Raw genomic sequence first — 21660 nt, 5'->3', positions numbered from 1 at the left:
GCGGTGCCCCGCCCCGCTTGCTTGGGCACCGCATTCCTGCGAAGTGAATGGGCGTGTTAGGCGAAGTTCCAGACGTGCTTCGCGAAGAGACGCTCCGCATGCAATTGCTTGTCGGCGCAGATCTGCAGGAGCTGGCCCGACTCCTGGATCTGCCTGGCGTCTTCGGTGTAGTCCATGCCCATGAAGTACTTGAACCACGGCTCCAGGCCGAGTGCGTAGATGTAGAGCTGCGACGGCTTGAAGATGTCCACGATCTTCCGCGCCGAAGCGCAGTCGGAACCGTTGAAGCGACGCGACTCGTTGATGTCGCGCGGAATCGGCTTGGTGAAAAGCGATCCGTACAGCCAACTCATCGGCGCACCGACGCATTCCATGCCGATAAACAGCAGGTCGACGTCACCGGTAATGCGGTGGATGCGCTCGTACATGCGCTCGTCGAGGCTGGAAGAGTCCGCGCCGGAGAAGATCTTCTTGCCGGCGAACTCAAAGTACCAAGCGCTCTTCGAACGGATATGCAGGTCCGCGTGCTCACCCAGGAACGGGATGGCGCGAATCAGGCCATCGGCGCACTGGATCGTCTCCATGTCTTCGAACTCCATCACATCGAAGCCGATCTTGCGAAGCATCAGCTTCACGGACGGGTCAACGATGCTGCCGCTGCCATTTTTCGGAACCAGGACCATGCGGGTCTTGTGGCGCAGCTGCAGCAGCGTCTCCACGCAGATGTGGTCCATGTGGGTGTGGGTCAGACAGATGTAGTCGATAACGTCGGGCAGCTCGCTGAAGCTGATCACCTTGTCGCCATACGACTCGTCGCGCACTGCGATCACAGGGTCGACCAGGATGCTGGTCTTGGCACTTTCGATGAGCAGACCGGCATGACCGAGGTAGCTGACCCGCAATCCGCCCTCGAGCTCCTGGCGGACGCGCTTCGGCGCCTGCGTGGTGAACAGTTCGTCCACGCTCAGTCCGCCCTCGGTGGTTACACCTTCGAACAAGGCATCGATCGCCTCGCGCGTGATCGGCTGTGTGCGGGCGGCAAACAACTTGTCGATGAAGGAGTCGGTGAACGGAACCGTCAGGTGCATGTGGTTCTCGTCGGGGAGACGCGGCGAGCTGAGCACAAACGGACGCTCCTTCACCTTGTCGCCAAGCAATCCGAGCGACACGCTCTGCGCGTCGGGCTTGTACAGGCTGCTTTCGTAGATCAGTCCTTCGATCAGACGGAACGAGGCGTTATGGTTCATGTCGTAGGTCAACTCGACCAGGCCGCGAAGCGGCTCCGGAATCGAGTCGTAGAGCGACTCCAGCGACAGGCCCTTGCACTGCTCCAGCATTTCATTCAAATGCGCGACGGCCTTGCGCAGCTCCATGTAGTCCTGATGATGAGTCTGCAGTTCTTCGATCAGCTTGCGTACCGTATCGACCTGATCGGCGCTGCAATTCACGAAGTCGCCACCGGAAAGTTCCGAGTTCTGGCTCGCCGCGAGGTGCAGCTGATGGTTGGCCACGAAGGACTTCATCAGGCGCATGCTGCGACCGGTGAGATTCATCGCCGCGCTTACGGGCGGCAACAGGTATGGCCAGGCATACCACTTGAGAATGAGCGGTTCGAAGTAGGCATTCTCTTTCAGGTAGTAGCTGACATTGTCCGTGGTCATTGGTTGATCTCTCGTACTGAATAAGAAGGTTTGAACATGCCGGGTGGATAGCCCGGCTAGAACTCGAGGACGACAGTGGTTTCCGCAGCCGATCGCTCGGCCTGTTCCTCGAGGAAGGCAGCCATCTCCCGCAAGGACGGTCTGCCATAGAGCTGGCTCACGTTTGCAACGACGCCGAAATGTTCCTTGACGGCGAAGCTGAGCCGGGTAATCGCCAGCGAATTGCCACCGACTTCGAAGAAGTGGTCGTTGCGACCGACGCGCTCCAGGCCAAGCAGTTCCTGCCAGACACGGGCCATGCGTTCTTCGTACTCACCGACCGGCGCGACGTATTCCCGGAGCGACAAGGCCGACATATCCGGCTCAGGCAATGCTTTGCGGTCGATCTTGCCGTTGGGTGTCAATGGCATTGCCGGCAGACTGACGAAAGCACCGGGGATCATGAAATCCGTGAGCGTTTCCGCCAGCGCGTCGCGCAGTACCGGCGCGGATATCTCCACACCCGGATGCGGAACCACGTAGGCGACCAGACGCTTCTCACCCATCGCATCGGCGCGCGCCAGGACAACCGCTTCCTTCACCCCGTCGCAGTCAGCGAGCCTGGCTTCGATCTCACCGAGCTCGATGCGGAAGCCGCGAATCTTTACCTGGAAATCGTTTCGGCCCTGGTACTCGATCGTTCCATCCAGACGCCAACGCCCCAGGTCGCCGGTGCGATAGATTCGCGACGCGGGCACATGGAAGGGGTCGCTGGCGAATCGCTCCGCGGTCAGATCCGGGCGCATGAAATAGCCCCGTGCGACCTGCGCGCCGGCGATGCAGATCTCACCGGTGATGCCTGGCGGTACCGGCTGCCCCGCCTTATCCAAGAGATAGACGCGGCTGTTAGGAACCGGACGGCCGATCGACAGCTCACCGGGACCAAGCCGATTCGCATCGTCGAATAGTGCGGCCGTTGCATACACGGCCGCTTCGGTCGGGCCATATGTATTCAAGACGGGAATGCTGCGGCCGCGCGGCGTTTCCAGCCACGTAGCCAGATGGCGACGTTCCAGTGCCTCACCTCCCACGACCACCAAACGTAGGCTATCGCCAGGCAGGCTGCGGCCTTCGCTGACTTCCTGCGCCCACAGATGCAGGAACGCCGTCGGCAAGTCGGCAATGGTGATCCGATGGGCCGTGATGAATTCCGCGAACGCCTGATCGGGCGCTACCAGTTGCACGGGGCGCAGCACCAGCGTCGCGCCCGCCGCCAGTGTCGGAAAGATCTCGACAACCGAGCTGTCGAACGAGAACGAAGCGAATTGCAACATGCGATCGCCCGGCTCGAGGCCGCACTGCGCGATGTGGTTTTCGACCAGCTGGGCGATGTTCGCGTGCTCGACCATCACGCCCTTGGGCATTCCCGTCGAACCGGAGGTATAGATCACCTGCGCCAGATGATCCGGTCGCAAGCCGATCGCCTGCGGCTCAGGATTGCCGTCGGGCTGCGTCAGGAGCTCGACGTCCTGCAGCAGGACCACCGGAGGAAGCTTGTGCGCCGCGGTGCCCAACAGATTCGAACCGGTGGTCGTCACCAGCGCTGCAGGCCGGCTATCGGACAGCATGTACGCGAGCCGTTCCGGCGGGTAGCTCGGATCCAGCGGCACGTAGGCGGCGCCGGCCTTGAGCACACCCAATGCCGCGGCAATGAGCCCGATGCCCCGCTCCACGCTGATCGCAACGCGATCTTCGGGCTTGACGCCGAGTTCAAGCAGGCGGTGTGCGATCTGGTTGGCGCGACAGTTCAGCTCCGCATAGGTCGCGGACTCGTCCTCCGCAATTACCGCCACTGCATACGGTCGCGTTGCGACCTGCTGCTCGAAGCGACGATGAACCAGTTGTTCGGGCAACTCACCGCTCGCCGGCGGATTGAACCCGGACAGGACTTCTTCGCGCTGCTCGCCCGTCATCAGTGCAAGCTCGCCGAGCCTGCAAGCTTCGTTGGCAACCATGCCTTCGAGCATGGTCAGGAAGTGTCCGAAGTATCGTTCGACCGTGGCCTGATCGAACAGGTCAGTGGCGTATTCAAGCTCACCGCCGAGCGTGTTACCAGTGTCGCGCAGGGAAAGCGCGATGTCGTAGCGAGTGCTGTCCTGGGGGACGGGCAATGGCGACATCGCCAGCCCCGGCAGCGCCAGTGCATCGCTATTCGGAGTGTTGTCCAGCGTCAGCAGCGTCTGGCACAGCGGGCTGTGGCCCAGGCTGCGGGTCGGCTGAACCGCATCCACGACCTGCTCGAAGGGCAGCTCCTGATGATCGAAGGCTTCCAGAACAGTGGCGCGGGTTTTCGCCAGCAGCTCGCGAACAGTCTGATCGGCTGGAACGTGCGTGCGAATGGCCAGCGTGTTGACGAACAGTCCGATCAGGGACTCGATCTCGGGGCGCAGGCGATTCGCGACAGGGGTGCCGACGACTACTTCGTCCTGCCCGCTCAGCCTCGCCAGCGTGACCGACCAGCCCGCCAGCAGGGTCATGAACAACGTGGTCTGGTGACGCTGCGACAGAGCTCGCAGCTCACGTACCAATTCGCCCGGGATTTCCACCGGCAAGCAGGCGCCGGAATAGCTCTGCACCGGCGGACGCGGCCGGTCCGTCGGCAACTCGAGCAATGCAGGTGCACCGGTCAGATGCGAGCGCCAGAATTCGATCTGGGTTTGCGCGAAGTCTCCCTGCAGCCGCTCCCGCTGCCAGCCGGCGTAGTCGGCGTACTGCACCGCTAACGGCGGCAACGGATCATCTTGCTGTTGGCTGAAAGCCGCGTACAGCGCTGAAAACTCACGCAACAACACACCAACAGACCAGCCGTCGGAAATGATGTGATGCTTGGTGATCAGTAGGATGTGGTCGTCCGCATCCAGCTGAAGCAAGCGACCACGGATCAGCGGCCCGGTCGCGAGATCAAATGGAGCCGCCGCTTCGGTGGCACTGAGCTCGGCAATGGCGATGGCACGCGCGCCGGGCTCCAGCCCGCGCAGGTCGTGTTCGCTCAAATGGAACTCGGCGTGCGGTGCGACTACCTGGACTGGCTCGCCCCGTTCGCTGACAAAGCACGTCCGCAACACTTCATGGCGCGCAACGATTCGATCCAGCGTCGCCCGCAACGCCTGTCGGTCCAGCGCGCCCTGGATATGCATGGCTGCGGGCATGTGATAGGCCGCGCCCGCCGCATGATCCAGCTGATCGAGAAACCACAGGCGTCGCTGTGCAAAGGAAAGCTCCAGCGGGCCGTCACGATCCCGTGCGGCAAGCGGAACGTCGTCCAACCGTTGGCCCATCTGGACCAGCTCGGCGAGCGCCGCCACGATCGGCCGCGCGAACAGATCCCTCAGGCTGATCTCGACGCCGCACACCTGGCGAAGACGCGATACCAGCTGCAAAGCGATCAGCGAGTTTCCGCCGAGCTCGAAGAAGTGATCGTTGCGACCGACGCGCTTCAGGCCCAGCAGCTCCTGCCAGATCGTGGAAATCGCGCGTTCGATTTCATTTTCCGGCGCCGCGTACTCGCGGGCAATGACCGCGGAATCATCGGGGGCCGGCAGCGCCTTTCGATCCAGCTTTCCGTTAGGCGTCAGCGGTAATGCTTCAAGGATCACGAAGGCGCTGGGAACCATGTATTCGGCCAGCGTCTTTGCCAATGCTTCGCGCAATCCCGCGATTGAGAGTGCGACGCCGGGCTTAGGCACGACGTATGCGACCAGACGCTGATCGCCGGCTGCGGATTCCCGTGCGACCACTACGGCTTCGGCAACGCCCGAACAACCGGCGAGCCTGGCCTCGATTTCGCCGAGTTCGATCCGGAAACCGCGGATCTTTACCTGGAAATCATTGCGTCCGAGATATTCGATGTTGCCATCGGAACGCCAGCGCCCCAGGTCGCCGGTCTTGTACATCCGTGCGCCGGACGCGGCGGCAAACGGATCGGAAAGAAATCGCTCTGCCGTCAGCTCGTCGCGATTCAGATAACCGCGCGCGACGCCTTCGCCAGCGATGTACAACTCACCTACGACTCCAACCGGCACCGGTTGGAGGTGCTTGTCCAGCACGTAGACCTGGGTGTTGGCGATAGGACGTCCGATGTGCGCGACGAAGGAGCGCTCGCGCGGCATCCGCACCCAGGTCGAATAGGTCGTAGTTTCGGTCGGACCATAGAGGTTGGCGACGCTAGCCACTCCGGTCTCGGCAAAGATGCGCTCCACCAGCGCACGCTTCAGTGGTTCGCCGGCGAGGTTGATGGTGCGCACCGATTCGGAGACACCACCAGCCTGCACCAGTGCCTGGATGCCCGAGGGCACGGTGTTGATCAGGGAGACCAGAGTGTTCCGATCCGCCGCGAGCACATCCGCCACGATGGTGATGGTGGCTCCAGCGGCCAGGGGAGCGAAGATTTCATAGACCGCCAGATCGAAGTTGATCGAAGTGGCGAACAACGTGTTGTCCAGTTCCTCACGGCCGAAGTTGGCGGTCGCCCAGGCGATGAAGTTCGCGGCGTTACGATGCTCGATCGCCACACCCTTGGGCTGCCCGGTCGAACCGGACGTATAGATCACATAGGCGAGGTGCTCGCTTCTCAGGCCGACCGGCGAAGGATCACCCTCCTCCTGATGACCCCACGTGCTTTCATGGTCCAGGTACAGCGCCGGCACGTCCGATTCGGGCAACACATGCAGCGACGACTGGGTCAGCAAAGCCTTCGGCTCGCTGTCCGCCAGCATGTAGGCGAGACGATCGGATGGGTACTTGGGATCGAGCGGCACATAGGCGCCGCCCGCTTTGAGGATGCCAAGTACACCTGCCACCATCGCGGCACCGCGTGTCATGCACACCCCGACACGGTCATCGGGGCGCACGCCAAGCGCGATCAGCTGATGCGCAATGCGATTGGCGCGACGATTCAGCTGCGCATAACTGAGCACCAGATCGCCATCGCGCAGCGCTATCGCATCCGGCTGTCGCCTTACCTGGTTTTCAAAGGACTGGTGAAGCAGGACGTCGCGCGCGTAATCGAGGCCGGTATCGTTGAATCCGGTGAGTACGCGGGAACGCGCCTCGTCGCTCAGCATTGGCAATCGGCTGATCGGCGCTGAAACATCGTCGGTCATCCCCTGCAGCAGAAGCCGGAAGCTGTCGACCATCCGCTCAATGGTCGCGGTGTCGAAAAGATCTGCGTCGTAGTGGAAGTCGCAACGCAGGCTGTCGCTGAACTCAAGGACCTGCAGGGTCAGCGGAACGCGATCGGTCGCCACCTTCGCCGGAATCGAGAAAGGCACGAGCTCAATCGCACCCCAGTGTCCAACGGTGCTGCACGAGCCGGTGCGCCACAGATCGCGCATTGCGACGGAGTTACGCGCGTTCTGGAATACGAAGGTCGCCTGGAAGAACGGGTGCTCGCCGAGCGCCTGCGGCGCGTGCAGCCGGTCGACCACGCGCGCGAACGGGTAGTCCTGGTTGGCCATGCCGCGAAGCGCGATATTGCGCACCTGGCGCATGGCTTCGGCGACGCTCGGATCGGCGCTGAAGTCCGCCCGCAGCGTCACCATGTTCACGAAGTCGCCGGCGATCTGGCTCCAGCGCTCGTCGGTTCGACCCGGCATCGGCGAACCGACCGCGATGTCGGTCTGGCCCGAGTAGCGGTGGAGCAGGATTTGGAATGCCGTCAGCAGCGTCGTGAACAGCGTGCCGGCGTTCTCCTTCGCGCGCGTGTGGAGCCCCGCCAGCATTCCATGGGCGATATCGACTGAAACTACGCCCTGCGCGCCGGTGGATTCGAGCGACCTGGGGCGATCGATTGGAAGACTGAGGAGCGATGTCTCGCCACCAAAGACTCCGTTCCAGTACTGGAACTGCTTTTCCGCCTGCGCGCCTTCCAACCAGTCCTGCTGCCACGCAACGTAGTCGCGGTAGCACCGCGCGTCGGCCTGCGGCTCCGGCAGATCGGTGTCCCCGCGCATCAGGGCCGACAATTCGTCCAGCAACAGCCAGTAGGACCAGCCATCGCAGATCAGGTGATCAAGCACGAGCAGGAGCACGGCTTCGCGCTCATGACGGCGATACAACCCTGCCCGGATCAACGGCGATTGCGCGGACTCGAATGGAGCCCACGCATCCTTGCCGATCCGCTCTCGCAGCACCAGGTCGTCCAACCCGATCGCATCGTGTTCGATGAATGGCACGCGCACGTTATCGAGCACGCGTTGCTCCGGCACGCGGCCATCCAGGGCTCGGATTTGTACACGCAGCATCGGATGCCGCTCGGCAAGCCGGTCGAGCGCACGCGACAACATCGCCGGATCAACTTCTCCACGAAGTCCGACGCAGAAAACGTTGTTGTGGCTCCCCCGCCCTTCCGGCGCGAAGTGATACAGGAACCAGCGTGCATGCTGCGAAGCAGACAGTGGAAACCAGGCTTCGGCAGCGTGATCAAGACTCATCGTTAAGCATCCTGCTTGGGTCTGGAACGCGAATCAGGTGCGACTTGGCCAGTGCGTGGCCGCGGTGACGACATCGCTAAGCACACCAGCGGCCGTGATTTCCACACCGGCTCCTGGGCCGCTTACCTTGAGCGGCATCCGATCCTGCAACCGGGTACGGATCTCGATATGGTTCTGGCCCGGCTCGAGCTGCGCGAACGCGGAATGCGCGGGCACGGAATGGAGACTGATTTTTCCGCCATGGTGCGAGGCCTCGGCCAGCACCACCCAGCGCTCACCGCGCGCCAGCGCCGCGTCGATGCGCGCCTTCCAGCCGGCATCGACCGACTGCAGCGTGGACACGAGATCGTCCGTATCGATATCCAGGTCCGCCAGCGGCTCGATCACCAGCTCGTCCAGCCCGAGGCTGAAGCCCGCTTCGCGAGCCAGCACAAGCAGCTTTCGACTCAGGTCGATGGCGCGCAGATCCTCCATCGGATCCGGCTCGGTGTATCCCAGCATGCGTGCCTCGGCCACGGCGGCCGAGAAGGCGCAGCCTTCATGCATGCGATGCAGGATGTAGCTGAGCGAACCGGAGAGCACGCCCTGGATGGAAATCACTTCCTCACCGCGCAGGCGCAAATCGCGGAGGGGTCCCAGCAACGGGATCGCCGAACCCACGGTCGTTTCGTAGCGATACGGAACGCCCTGGTCGCGCGATGTGCGCTGCAGGTTGTGGTAGTGGGCGAGACTGCGCGCATTGGCCCGCTTGTTCGCGGCGACAATACCCATTCCGTTCATTAGGAGCTGCGGGTAGCAATCCGCAACTTCTTCGCTGGCGGTGCAGTCGACCGCGAGCGTACGCGCGCCGTCGCGCCCGGAAACGAATGCCAGAAGATTGTCGAAATCGCTGGTGTTACGTTCGGGGATGTGCTGGTCGATGGCTTCCGGGGACAGTCCATGCGCATCGAAGGCAAAGCCGCGCCGGTCGAAGCTGGCGAGGAGCCGCAAGTCAAGATTGGCTTCCGCAAGCAGCGCTTCCTGGCGACGTGCAAGCAATTGACGGAATGCGGTTCCGACCTTTCCTCGCGCGCCGATCAGAATCAGGTCGACCCGTTGGGCCTGGGCGGGCGCGAATCGGGCATCGATTCGTGCCGTCGCGGTGTTATTCAGCATAAGTGGCGACCTCGGCGACGTTGTTGAGGATGGCGTGGTGCTGTCCTGCCATCGGGGTACCGCGAAACTCGCGGATGCTCGATTCCATGTGCACTGCATCGATCAGGAATCCGTCGTGCCCGTGCGGGGACGCGACTTCCACGAGTCGCGCGTTGGGCAGCATGTCGAAGAGATATTCCTGCTCGGCCGGAACATAGAGCGCGTCGCTCGATATCGAGACGACCAATGCAGGTTGGGTAATGCTCCCCAGCGCCGCTTCGATTCCACCGCGACCACGCCCGACATCGTGCTGGTCCATGGCATTGATCAGAGCGATGTAGCTGTTCGCGTCGAATCGCCGAACGAAGCTGTCCGCGTGGTGCGAAACCCAGTTCTGCACCGCGAACTGCTCGGGAGCCTTCGCCTGCGAGCCGAATACTTGTGCACCGTTGTTTCGCCCGTACCTTCGCTCCAGCGCACCGGCGCTACGGTACGTGGCCATCGCAATGGCGCGGGCAACCCCGAGACCGTCATGCGGCGCGTCGTGCTGCGGGTAGTCACCATCACGGAATTTTGGATCGCAGCGAATGGCCATCCGCTGTGTCTCGCTCCAGGTGACGCACCAGGCGGAATGGGAGGCGCTGGCGGCGACTACGACGATTGACTCGACCCGGGTCGCATCCGACAACGCCCACTCCAGCGTCTGCAAGCCACCCATCGAGCCACCGATCACAAGCTTGATTCGGCGCACGCCAAGCGCATCGGCCAGTGCCATTTGCGCTCGCACCTGATCACGAATCGTCAGACGGGGAAACCGTGCACCCCAACGTCGACCAGAAGGATCCGACGACGTGGGTCCGGTGCTGCCATAGCAGCTACCCAGCGTATTGCTGCAGATCACGAAATCCTGCGTTGGGTCGATTGCCTTGCCCGCGCCAAACAGATCCGCCCACCATGTCTCGGCATCGGCGGATCCTGTCAGTGCATGGCAGACGATTACTGCGTTGTCGCCCTGAGCGGAAAGCTCGCCCCAAGTTCGAAACGCAAGTGTGTACGCCGGCAACTCGCCACCAAGCTCCAATGCCAGCGGCGCTTCGCTCGTCCAGAATCGGGTAACCGGGGAAATCGGATAATCGCTCATAGCATTTCGCATCCTTGATCTGCAGCGACTGCCATGTCTGGCAATCCCCGCATGCATGAACTTCAGGTACTTCTGACAAAGTGATATCCAACGCCGCCCGTGAAGCGCAGCGTCTTCAGGCAAAGGCTGTCGTCAACAGACTGCTTGAACGGAACCTGTCATCTCGCCGAAACGGCCATCAAGGAATCCGGCCAACTCACGGATGCTTGGATGGTCGAAGACCCACTCGAGCTCGACTTCGACGCCGAGCTGGTCTTCCAGCTTGCGGGTCAGACGCAGGCCCAATAGCGAATCGACGCCGATCTGGGCGAAGGTCTCCGTCGCCGAGATTTGCGATGCATCCACTTCAAGGACTTCTGCCAGGGCTGCTGCCAGCCAAATTTCACGCTTGCTCACTGCACTTGCTCCTGCAACTCCGTGTGCTTCGATCGTCATGATCACTGCGCAATCATCTGCTACCGATTTCTCGGTGTTACGGGCATTCCAAACCCGTTTCCAACTTCACTAGCCGGCCCGCTCCAATGCCCCGGCAAGGTAGTCCGCCCTGCACTGGCTCCTCCGCACCTTTCCGCTGGAGGTACGAGGTAGCGAACCGGGCCTGATGAGCACCACGTCGGACACCGGCAGCCCGTAGGCTGCACTGACCGAGGCGCGCATCGAGCCGATCACGTCGTCCCATTCCGGGTGGCGACGCAGCCATTCGCGCTTGAGCTCGAAAACCACGACAAGCCGCCGGTTATCGGCATCGTCGACATCGAAGGCGGCACCTGAAGCCTGTCGCAGGGCAACGTGGCTTTGCTCGCATTCGTTCTCGATGTCCTGGGGCGCGTACTTCCGCCCATTCACCACGATGAGGTCCTTGAGACGCCCACTCACGTACAGCTGGCCGTCCTGAACGAAGCCGAGATCTCCGGTCCTGAGGTACTCGCCCTCGCTGCCTTCGATACGCGCGCGGAAGACGCGCTCGGTTACTTCCGGACGCATCCAGTAGCCCTGCGCAACGCTGGATCCGCGAACCCAGATTTCGCCCACCGTTCCTTCAGGGACGCGACGGCGTGCTTCCGGGTCCACGATTTCCACACGCGTATCGCGCCGGGGTTTACCGCACCCGACAACGTTGCTGGATTCCTGACGATGCACCTTGTACTGGACGCCGCACTGGGTACCCGTAATGAACAAGGTGGACTCGGCCATGCCATAGCACGGATAGAACGCTTCGCCCCGAAAACCATGCTCGGCGAAACGTTCGGCGAATCTTTGGACCGTATCCGAACGAATCGGCTCGGCACCGCTGAATGCAACCCGCCAGGAGGAAAGATCAACGCTCTCGATCTGCTCAGGTTTGATTGCTCTGGCGGCAAGGTCGTACATGAAGTTCGGGCCGCCGCTGACAGTCACCCCATAGCGCGAAATGATCTGCAACCAGCGTTCCGGGTACTGGACGAACTCCGACGGCGACAGGAATCCGGCGGTGCACCCTGAATACATAAGTTGCAGGACCCCGCCGACCAGTCCCATGTCATGGAACAGCGGCAGCGCCGTGAAGAGCACCGAATCGCCGTCGATCTCCATCGCCTCCTGGATTGCCGCACAGTTGTGCACCAGGTTGCCGTGACTGACCACCACCCCTTTGGGATCGCCCGTCGAACCCGACGTGTACTGCAGGAAGGCAGGCGCGGAGAGCTGCGGGAAAGCGGGCTGCCAGCTTTCGGCAAGCGCCTGCAGTTCGCTCTTCTCGAAGAATTCACGCAGATCGAGTTTGGTCATCGAGCCGTTTGCGCCATCGAGCTCGACGTCCACCAACTCATCCGCGTCGAACAGGATTCCGCTGGCCAGTGCATCGCCGACGATGACCTGCAGACGTGCCTGCATGATCTGTCGGCGCGGCGGCGCCGTGGGTACGGCAACGACTCCTGCCAGCAGGCAGGCGTAGAACGCGATGACGAAAGTCTTCTGCGATTTGCAGATCAGCAATACGCGGCTGTCCCGAAGCCCGAGCGCATCCATGTGCGCCGCAAGGATCTTCGCCCGCGCATATAGCTCGCCGAAAGTCAGATCTTCCGGCTGGAGCAACGCGCCTTTGAAAAAGCGACAGGCAATCTTGTTTGGCGTGGATTGCGCACGACTCACCATCAGTTCGGCGAAGCTCGACATCCCTATCCCTTCCGTAGTCCCAGCACAAATGCGGTCTTTCACGCATCGACTTACAACTCCATATGCAGTGCGATCGCGACTTTCTACGCGCGCTCTGCAGCACTACCAGAAGCCTGCATGGCCTCCTGAACACCATCGTTCAAACCATTACGTCAACAGACACCCGTGGCGGCCAATCTTTCGAAGGGCAGCCTTCCGGGAGCTGGATCAATGACGCGGCCGTGCAGTCAACTGCAGTCCCAGCAGCTTCATGAATCTGGACAACTTGACCTGGCCACGAACGCGTCGAATCAGCATGCGTCGTTCTTCGTCCGCGAAATCGCGCCTTGCGGCGCTATCACAGTTACATCGAAGCCGCGACTGTCAATTCCAACAGGGACAGGCTCAACACTTTCTTCACAAAAGTCAACAGCCGTTCATTTTTTTGAAATGAGAAGTCAGCAGCAAACTTTCGATACGACCGGGTATGTAGGGCTTTATTGCCGTGAGCCCTTCACTGGTACTGTGCAAGCCGGATGTTTCAGACTTCTTGACAGGATATTTCAGCTCATCTAGCCTCCGGCCGGTTTCGCGGTAACCGGCGGGTAGCATTCACCCGATAGATTCCGCAGCGCAGCACACCCATGGAATGGATTTTTATTGCTAAGGAGCAGCGGATCGCCAATCGCGAACCTTCATTGCATCGCGCGCATAGGCCCTGGAACGACGAGTTTTTCGCATCCAGCAGCGCGGCCTGATAAGCCCCCTTTATTCGTGTAAGTCGAGCGGAATCCGTTACTGCGCGCGTTGCCCGTTGCGGCAATGCCGTCGCTCGCACCGCGACTCCTAATTCAAACCGATCGCACTCCGATCGGTTCGATGCGTGCATGCCCGCTACCCGGCCAAACAACACTAGGCATTGCGCCAACGCAATGCATCAGGCGAACCACATGGAATTGACCTCGTCCCTCCGATCCAGCCGGTGCCACTGATGGCACAACGTTCGTTTCCGCTAACGAAGCGCCTGGTGGTAGTCGTCCTGGTTCCGGTAATCGCGCTTGCGATCTGGCTGCACGGCATTCTTCGAGCCAGCCTTCCTCCAGAAGGCACCATTACCCTGCACAACGATGGTGTGTCGGCGCCGGCAACCATCCGGCGCGATGCACAGGGAGTGGCCCATATCCGGGCAAGCACCGATGCCGATGCCTTCTTCGCGGTCGGCTACGCCCATGCGCAGGACCGCCTGTGGCAGCTCGAATTACAACGCCGCATTGCCCGCGGTCGCCTGAGCGAGGTATTCGGCGACAAGACCATCAACACCGATGCCTGGTTGCGCACGCTGGGCATATACGAATCGACCGCCTCTGCATGGCAATCGCTGACTCCGCAGGCGCAGCAATCGCTCACCGCATACACCGCCGGCATCAATGCCTGGATCGCCGAAGGGCATGAGCTCCCCATCGAGTTCCGGATTCTGCACATCTCGCCCGCTCGCTGGACGGAGCGGGATTCCCTGGCTTGGGTCAAGATGTTCGCACTGGACCTGGGCGGAAACTTCAGCAAGGAAATGCGCCACTACATCGCCAGGCAGTCGCTGTCGGACACACAGCTTTCCGCTTTCTTCCCGACCTATCCGAGCGATGCGCCAACCACGATCGAACCAGGGCACCCCTTTAATACAGCCCCGCTCGCATCACTGCTGGAGCTACAGGATCAGCTGCAGCGCGACTACGGTTTGGCGATGCCACGGACAGGAAGCAATGCCTGGGTGGTGTCGGGACGACACACCCGGGATGGCGCCGCCCTGCTGGCGAACGATCCGCACCTGGGCCTGAAGATTCCATCGCTTTGGTATGCCATAAGCATCGAAACGCCCCGACTGAAAACCTCCGGCATGGGACTGGTCGGATTACCTCTCGTCGTGCTCGGAAGAAACGAGAGCATCGCGTGGGGCGGCACCAACATGATGGCCGATACCCAGGACCTCTTCTTCGAAAGAGTCGATGAAACCGGCCAGCGCTATGAAATCAATGGCCGCTGGGAGCGATTCCAGACGCGGGAGGAAGTCATCCAGGTTCGAGCCGACTTCCCGCAGACTCTGCGAAAGCAATACGCACCGATCAAGTTGCAGGTTCGATCGACCCGCCATGGCCCCGTGATCAGCGATCGATATGGCGTGTTCAACCAACCTGTCGCGCTGCGATGGACGGGTCTGGACTCGAACGATACGAGTTACGAATCCTTCTTCCGGCTCGACTACGCGCGCAACTGGACGGAATTCTCCGAAGCACTTCAGCGGCATGTCGCGCCGGCCATGAATATCGTCTATGCCGATCGCCAGGGAAATATCGGCTATATCGGCGCAGGCCGCCTTCCCATTCGAAAGCAGGGCCAGGGCACCCTGCCCTCGCCCGGATGGGATGACGCATACGGCTGGTCTGGATATGTTCCGCCCAGCGAGTGGCCCCAGACATACAACCCACCCTCGGGCTACATCGTCACGGCCAACAACAAGGTGGTCGGGCCGTCCTACCAATACTTCATTTCCGATGACTGGGCCCCGCCCGCCCGTGCGCAACGGATCGAACAACTACTGAATCGCTCCATCGCAGACGGCAAGCGTCTCACGATCGAAGACATTCAACGCATGCAGGGCGACACCATCGACCTGCAGGCCGCTGCGATGATGCGGTTCCTGCGGACGCGATTGCCGAAGGGCGAGCATCAATCCACGGCGGCGCGATACCTCAAGTCCTGGGACGGCGACATGCGCGCAGACAGCCAGGCTGCCGCGATCTTCCACACCTGGATGCGTCATTTCAGGCAGGCCATATTCAGCAACCGCCTGCGCTCGAACTGGGGAAACGAACAGGCCACCGAGCTGATGGAATCGTTGACCGACAGCGTCGAGACGGACCAATTGCTTGCCATTGCGCAGAAGGATGATCAGCGCTGGTGTGACGACCGCAATACGACATCGGTCGAAAACTGCGACGCGTTGCTGGCATCGTCTCTGGAGAGCGCTCTGTGGGAACTGCACAAGCTCAAGGGCGACTGGAGCATGGAGAGCTGGGGTTGGGGAACGATGCAGGCCACCCTATATGAACACGTGCCCTTCAGTCAGTCCAAGGCCCTTGCGAAGATCTTCGAAAGGCGAATCGGCAACGGCGGATCCGCAAACTCCATCAGCGTCGCCGCGTCCAAGTACGCTGGGTCGGAAGGCTATCTGCAGAGCTTCGGCGCCGGCTTCCGTCAGGTGTTCTCACTGAAGCCGGATGGGATCCGACACATCTACATGAATTCGACGGGACAGTCCGGAAACATCTTCAGCCCGCACTACGACGACATGGTCGAACCGTTCCGGAACGTGACGTACTACCCGCTGGAAGCATCCTACGACCACGCACCCGGCGGTCGCAGACCAACCGTATCCCATGCCGCAACCGGCCATGGCGGAGTGGCGCAATGAATCTGTTCTCCCAGTTTTCGCAGCGCGCACCCAACAAGGTCGCGGTATCCATCGTGCTCGGCGGCGTATCCGGCGTTCTGTATTCCTTGTTGATCCCGCTGGTGCTGTCGGTCCTGGATGAGGGCAACCCAAACCTGAAAACAGTCGCGGTTGCCCCGACCTACCTTTTTTCGCTCGAAATCGCCAATGCGCCCTTGGCGCTGGTGTTTACCGTCGTGTGCCTGCTGGTTCTGACGACCAGAACCCTGTCCCAGATATTCTTGACGCGCGTCGCCATCGATGTGGCTTCGAACCTGCGAACGCAGATGTATGCGCGAATTGCCAATGCGCCCCTGTCCTCTCTTGAACGTATCGGTTCTGCACGGCTGATCGCCGCACTCACTTCCGACGTCCCGAGGATCGTGCAAGGCGCCCGCACGCTGCCCGACGCCCTGGTCAACCTTGTCATGCTGATCGGCATGCTGGGATTCCTTCTGATACTGAACTCGGACGTCTTCTGGTTCGTTCTCGGATGCATCGCTTTCGGCGTAGTGAGCTTCCAGCTGCCAATGATGGCCGGCCGCCGATTTTTCCAGCGCGCCCGCTCGCACTTCGACGACCTGCAAGCCTCGATCCAGGGATTGATCCACGGCATCAAGGAGCTGAAGTTGAACGACGCCAAGCGCGCCGCCTTCTTCGACTCCGTTTTGATGCATCACGAAAAATCAGTGCAGGGCAACGAGAAGGCCGGACACACGATCATTCAGGCTGCCAACAATTACGGGGAGTTGCTGAGCTTCTTCGTGATCGGCTCGATAGTGTTCATCGTCGTCAACTATCGGGTGATCAGCAACCAGGAGCTCGTCGGCATCATCATGGCCCTGTTGTACATCTCGGGCCCGATCTCTGCCTTGTTGCATGTTCTGCCCATGATTTCGGTATCGCGGGTTTCGATGCAGCGCGTCGCCACGTTGCTGAACGAGATCCCGGCGGAAGCCATGGACAGTGCGCAGAAGCCTGCATTGCCCTGGAACGCGGTGCGGTTCGAGCAAGTCTGCTATCGCCACCACAATAAGGGCGGAAAAGACGACAGCTTCAGTGTCGGGCCGGTTGATCTCGAGATCAGGAAGGGCGAGATCACCTTCATCATCGGCGGCAACGGTTCTGGCAAGTCCACCCTGAGCAAGCTACTGACGCTCCACTATCCCGCGGCTGCCGGACAGATCTATTTTGGGAGCGAAGCGATCACCGAGCAGACCATAGGTACCTATCGGCAATCGATCAGCGCCATTTACTCCGATTACCATCTCTTCGATCAGTTGCTTGGCGCGCATCACGAACACGTTGACGAAGCGGTCAATCACTACCTGTCCGCGCTGCACCTCGACCGCAAGGTCACCTACAAGGACGGGAAGTTCTCGACGCTCGCCCTGTCGGATGGTCAGCGCCGACGCATGGCGCTGCTGGCCGCCATCATCGACGACAAGGAGCTCTATTTGTTCGACGAGTGGGCTGCCGACCAGGACCCGACCTTCAAGGCCGTCTTCTACAACGAGATCCTTCCGTCGTTGCGGGCCAGGAACAAGGCGATCATCGCGATCACTCATGACGACCGCTATTTCGATCTCGCGGACCAGTTGATCGTGCTGGAAGAGGGCCGGATCGCGAAGATCGAACGCCGGTCCGCAGCGGCGACCGAGCACGCGGCGGGCCGGGCGAAGACGGACGACTTCTTGATGATCGCCTGACGGTCTGACCCGCGGGTCTCCGCTTATCTGGCCCCAGAGCCCGGCACTTACCGGGCTGCACCGATGCTCTCGAGGGACGCTGGCGGCTGCAATTTCTTCGTAACCCATTGATTAAATTAGGGCAATAGGCGCAGCCGACGTCAGACGATTGATTCAATTTGTCCCTGCGCGGAGCCAAACGGTGAATAGCCAGTGGGGATCACCAGGCGCACGAGATCCTGCAATCGCCATCACTCCGACACCTATCTAGGTGTACATTCAGCTTGGACGCCGGCCGGTTCGCAATGACTGCCTGAAGCATCGAGTCGACGTCTCACGGAAGAAATCGGAGCGAATATGCGCTTGGAATCGCATGGAATTCGCACACATGGCCGACCGGCTCGGTCCGGCACCTCTGTCGTTACACCCAGCGCTCCCATCCCCTTACTTACTTCTTCCGCCTGTCTGCGACCCAGGCGCGAGTTCGCACGCCCGCGAGTTGTCGATCAATGCATGGCCACCTTTTCAGGGGTAATGGCATGAACAACATTACGATTCGTCAGCGCATCTTGCTCAGCTTTGCCGTGATCATCGTGGTCATGCTTCTGATGGGGGGAATCGCGCTACAGCGCTTGTTCCATATCCAGGCCGAAGAGGATCGCCTGCGTCTGGATGCCCTGCCCGGCATGTATGTCTCCGGCCGGATGGAATCGGCATGGCACGCAAACTATGTCGCCCTGCATGCGCTGACAGCGACCGACGCAGCCGGAATCGCCGGAGCCCAGACGCAGCTTCGCACGCGCCGGGCAGAATTCGAGAAGACCCTGACGGCTTATGAAGCCACCGTGCGAACAAGCGCGGACCGGGAGAACCTGGAGACGGTGAAGCGCCTGAGCCAGCAATACTTCACCCTTGAATCCGAGTTGGTCCGCCCGGAGGCTTCCGACTCCCGAGCGAATGCGCAGTACCTTCGAACGCGTGTGGATCCGGCCTTCGAGAAGGCCCAGCAAGCCATCGTGGTCATCGTCGATCACAACCATGCCAACGCAGTGGAAAGCGGGAGACGCATTGCCGAGGCCGTCGTAGCGGCGAAGATCGGCATCGCGGTGACCTTCGTCGGCGCACTGGCGCTTGCAGGACTGGCGGGCTTCCTTTTGTTGCGAGCCATCACCCACCCCTTGCAGCGCCTGGCGCGTGCCGTGGAGACGATGGCCAAGGGAGATTTCAGCCAGCGACTCGCATTCGCACGCGCCGATGAGTTCGGCACGCTGGCGCAAGGGTACGACCGCATGACCGACGATCTTTCAGAACTGGTCGGCCAGGTCCAGACCTCGGGAATCCAGGTCAACTCCTCGATCAACGAAATCACCGCGACGCTGCGCGAACAACAGGCGACAGCCGCACAGATCGCGGCGACGACGACGGAAATCGGCGCGACCTCCAGGGAAATCGCCGCCACCTCCAAGGAGCTGGCACGCACCATGGACAGTGTGGCCAGCACGGCGGAGCAGACCGGAACACTCGCCGGAAGTGGACAAACGGGTCTGGTGCAGATGGAAGAAACCATGCATCGGATGATCGATGCGACGGCTGCCATCAGCGCGAAGCTCGCGGTTCTGGCCGAGAAGGCCGACAACATCAGCCAGGTCGTCACGACCATCACGAAGGTTGCCGACCAGACGAACCTGCTTTCCCTCAACGCGGCGATAGAGGCGGAAAAGGCCGGCGAGTACGGCCGTGGGTTCTCGGTGGTCGCCGTCGAGATTCGCCGCCTGGCTGACCAGACCGCCATAGCCACGCTCGATATCGAGCAGATGGTTCGCGAGATCCAGTCAGCGGTTTCCGCTGGCGTGATGGGAATGGACAAATTCTCCGAGGAAGTTCGCCGCGGAACGAACGATGTGCAGCTGGTGGGCGCGCAGTTGTCGCAGGTAATCGATCACGTCCAGGCCATGGTCCCACGCTTCGAAGCAGCCAATGAGGGTGTTCAGGCCCAGTCGGCCGGCGCCGAGCAGATCAACCTGGCGCTGACCCAGCTTAGCGAAGCGGCGCAGCAGACTGTCGACGCACTCAAGCAATCGAACCAGGCCATCGACGAGCTTCACCACGTCAGTGCCGGGTTACGTGATGGCGTGTCCAAATTCAAGCTGCTTGCTTAAACGAAGCGTAGTCGCCGCAGAAATCCGTCGATAGACAGCATGGGAGAGCAACAGACGTGCTTTTCCTTCTCTTCAAACTGGATGACGACAGGTATGCGATAGAAGCCGAGAAGGTTTCTTCGGTATTACCTTTGGTAACGGCCAAGAAAATTCCGCACGCTCCCGCGGCGATCGCCGGTGCATTCACGCTTCATGGCGAAGCCATACCTCTTGTAGACCTCAGCCGGCTGACGCTTGGCCGGTCCGCGCGTCGCCAATTGAGCACCCGCATCATCGTGACGCACTACCCGTTACCCGATGGCTCGACGCGCAAGCTCGGCATGATCGCGGAACAGGTGGTCGAAACCATGCGACTTGTCCCCGAGGCTTTCGTCGCCAGCGGCATCAGCAACAAGGAAGCCTCCTACCTTGGACCGGTGGCTTCCGACCCGGATGGGCTGATCCAGTGGGTGCAGATCGAACATCTGCTTCCGGATACGGTCCGCGATCTCCTCTTCCAGGAAACCATCGAGAGCTGCTGATGGAGGCTGACGGCTTCAAGCAATGGCTCAAGGACACCATGGGATTGGATGCCGCCACCCTTGGCCCGAATGTCGTCGATCGCGCCATCGAAGCCAGGATGACGTTCTGCTCGTGCAGAAACCTGGTCGAGTATTGGCAACAACTGCGCGCATCCCCGGTGGAGCAGCAGGAACTGATCGAGGCTGTCGTCGTCCCCGAAACCTCATTCTTCCGCGATGCGGAGGTATTCGAAGCCTTGATCCGCACCTATGACCTGAACTGGTTGGCATCGCGCCCGGGACGACGACTGCATCTGCTCAGCCTGCCCTGCTCCACCGGCGAGGAGCCCTACACGATGGCCATGGCATTGCTGGATGCAGGTTTCCCGACGGAACACCTGACCATAGATGCCGTGGATATCAGCGAACGCGCCTTGGCCAAGGCGCGTCGCGCCGTCTATGGCGGCCATTCGTTCCGTGGACGCGACCTGCAATACCGCGATCGCCACTTCCACAAGGTGCACGGAGGTTGGCAGTTGTCCGATGCCATCCGCAGTCGAGTTGGGTTTCGCCGGGGAAACGTACTCGATACCGGCCTCCTCGCTGCAGAGTCCTACGACGCGATCTTCTGTCGCAATCTGCTGATCTATTTCGACCAGGATACGCAGGTGCGCGTCGTCAACGCGCTCGCCCGCCTGCTTCGCCCCGATGGCTTGCTGTTCGTCGGACCAGCCGAGTCCGGCCTGATGCTTTCGCTCAACTACGTTTCCGCGCAGATGCCTATGGCATTCGCATTCCTCAAGCCGCGTTCAGATGCTCCAGCAGCGCTTTCTCCCGTCGGCGCGAAACCCCGAGCCACGAGCCATTCCAAGGTCAAGCAAGAGATTCCCAAGCCGATCAAACCCAAGCCGCTACCACCCCAGCAGGCCAAAGCTGCTGTTACCTCGCCCACTTCCACACCCGCACCTGCATCGGAACAGGCCTTGTTGGAGATTGCACGACAGAAGGCGGACGTGGGCTCGTTCGATGAGGCCGCGGTTGCCTGCGAGGCGCATCTGAAGACTCACGGCCCCACCTCACAAGCCCTCTATCTCATGGGGCTCATCCATGGAGCAACCGGCAGGCGGAATCGCGCCGAGGACTACTTCCGCAAGGCGTTGTATCTGGAACCCGATCACGAGGAGGCCTTGATGCACCTGGCGCTGCTGTTGGAAACCAAGGGTGACACCGCGGGTGGACGCGTGCTTCGGATGCGTGCCCAGCGTCGACGCAGCAAGGCGGTCTGAC

At 61.1% G+C, this 21660-nt stretch carries 11 protein-coding genes; 5 read left to right on the top strand and 6 right to left on the bottom strand.

Annotation, left to right across the window (positions count from 1 at the left end; translation table 11 throughout):
• Nucleotides 1–56 precede the first annotated feature (56 nt).
• The 6 genes from ACYVGK_RS13240 to ACYVGK_RS13215 all read right to left on the bottom strand — a co-directional run bounded on the left by ACYVGK_RS13240 (nt 57) and on the right by ACYVGK_RS13215 (nt 12560).
• Nucleotides 57–1661 (bottom strand): MBL fold metallo-hydrolase, encoded by a 1605-nt coding sequence (locus ACYVGK_RS13240; RefSeq protein ID WP_460734399.1) that lies wholly within the window; start codon nt 1659–1661, stop codon nt 57–59.
• Between the two features lie 56 nt (nt 1662–1717).
• Nucleotides 1718–8131, bottom strand: coding sequence for an amino acid adenylation domain-containing protein (locus ACYVGK_RS13235; RefSeq protein WP_460734397.1), 6414 nt, complete (start codon nt 8129–8131; stop codon nt 1718–1720).
• Nucleotides 8132–8164: 33 nt separating this feature from the next.
• Nucleotides 8165–9286, bottom strand: a complete 1122-nt coding sequence (locus tag ACYVGK_RS13230) for a homoserine dehydrogenase family protein (RefSeq protein ID WP_460734395.1) — start codon at nt 9284–9286, stop codon at nt 8165–8167.
• Nucleotides 9276–10406: a homoserine O-acetyltransferase MetX gene (gene metX / locus ACYVGK_RS13225; RefSeq protein WP_460734393.1), complete on the bottom strand. Its 1131-nt coding sequence runs from the start codon at nt 10404–10406 to the stop codon at nt 9276–9278. The genes ACYVGK_RS13230 and metX overlap by 11 nt, the downstream gene beginning before the upstream one ends.
• 132 nt (nt 10407–10538) lie before the next feature.
• On the bottom strand, nt 10539–10802 hold the full coding sequence (locus ACYVGK_RS13220; RefSeq protein ID WP_460734391.1) for an acyl carrier protein: 264 nt from the start codon (nt 10800–10802) through the stop codon (nt 10539–10541).
• A 108-nt stretch (nt 10803–10910) separates the two neighbouring features.
• Nucleotides 10911–12560 (bottom strand): fatty acyl-AMP ligase, encoded by a 1650-nt coding sequence (locus ACYVGK_RS13215; protein WP_460734389.1) that lies wholly within the window; start codon nt 12558–12560, stop codon nt 10911–10913.
• Between the two features lie 970 nt (nt 12561–13530).
• Between ACYVGK_RS13215 and ACYVGK_RS13210 the strand changes: the two genes are divergently transcribed.
• From ACYVGK_RS13210 to ACYVGK_RS13190, 5 genes are all read left to right on the top strand, one after another.
• The gene (locus ACYVGK_RS13210) at nt 13531–16008 is read left to right on the top strand and encodes a penicillin acylase family protein (protein ID WP_460734458.1); all 2478 of its coding nucleotides are present in this window, start codon (nt 13531–13533) and stop codon (nt 16006–16008) included.
• Entirely contained in the window at nt 16005–17735 is a 1731-nt protein-coding gene (locus ACYVGK_RS13205; RefSeq protein WP_460734387.1) for a cyclic peptide export ABC transporter, read from the top strand. The genes ACYVGK_RS13210 and ACYVGK_RS13205 overlap by 4 nt, the downstream gene beginning before the upstream one ends.
• Before the next feature lie 518 nt (nt 17736–18253).
• Nucleotides 18254–19873, top strand: coding sequence for a methyl-accepting chemotaxis protein (locus ACYVGK_RS13200; protein WP_460734385.1), 1620 nt, complete (start codon nt 18254–18256; stop codon nt 19871–19873).
• Between the two features lie 56 nt (nt 19874–19929).
• Nucleotides 19930–20394 carry a chemotaxis protein CheW gene (locus ACYVGK_RS13195; RefSeq protein WP_460734383.1) on the top strand — a complete coding sequence of 155 codons (465 nt, stop codon included), beginning with the start codon at nt 19930–19932 and terminating at the stop codon, nt 20392–20394.
• On the top strand, nt 20394–21659 hold the full coding sequence (locus ACYVGK_RS13190; protein ID WP_460734381.1) for a CheR family methyltransferase: 1266 nt from the start codon (nt 20394–20396) through the stop codon (nt 21657–21659). Before ACYVGK_RS13195 ends, ACYVGK_RS13190 begins: the two co-directional genes overlap by 1 nt.
• The last annotated feature ends 1 nt before the right edge of the window (nt 21660 follow it).

It is taken from the genome of Lysobacter tyrosinilyticus, assembly GCF_054779815.1.
Note: the sequence above shows the minus strand (reverse complement) of the source record. Positions and strands in the feature narration are given on the sequence as shown.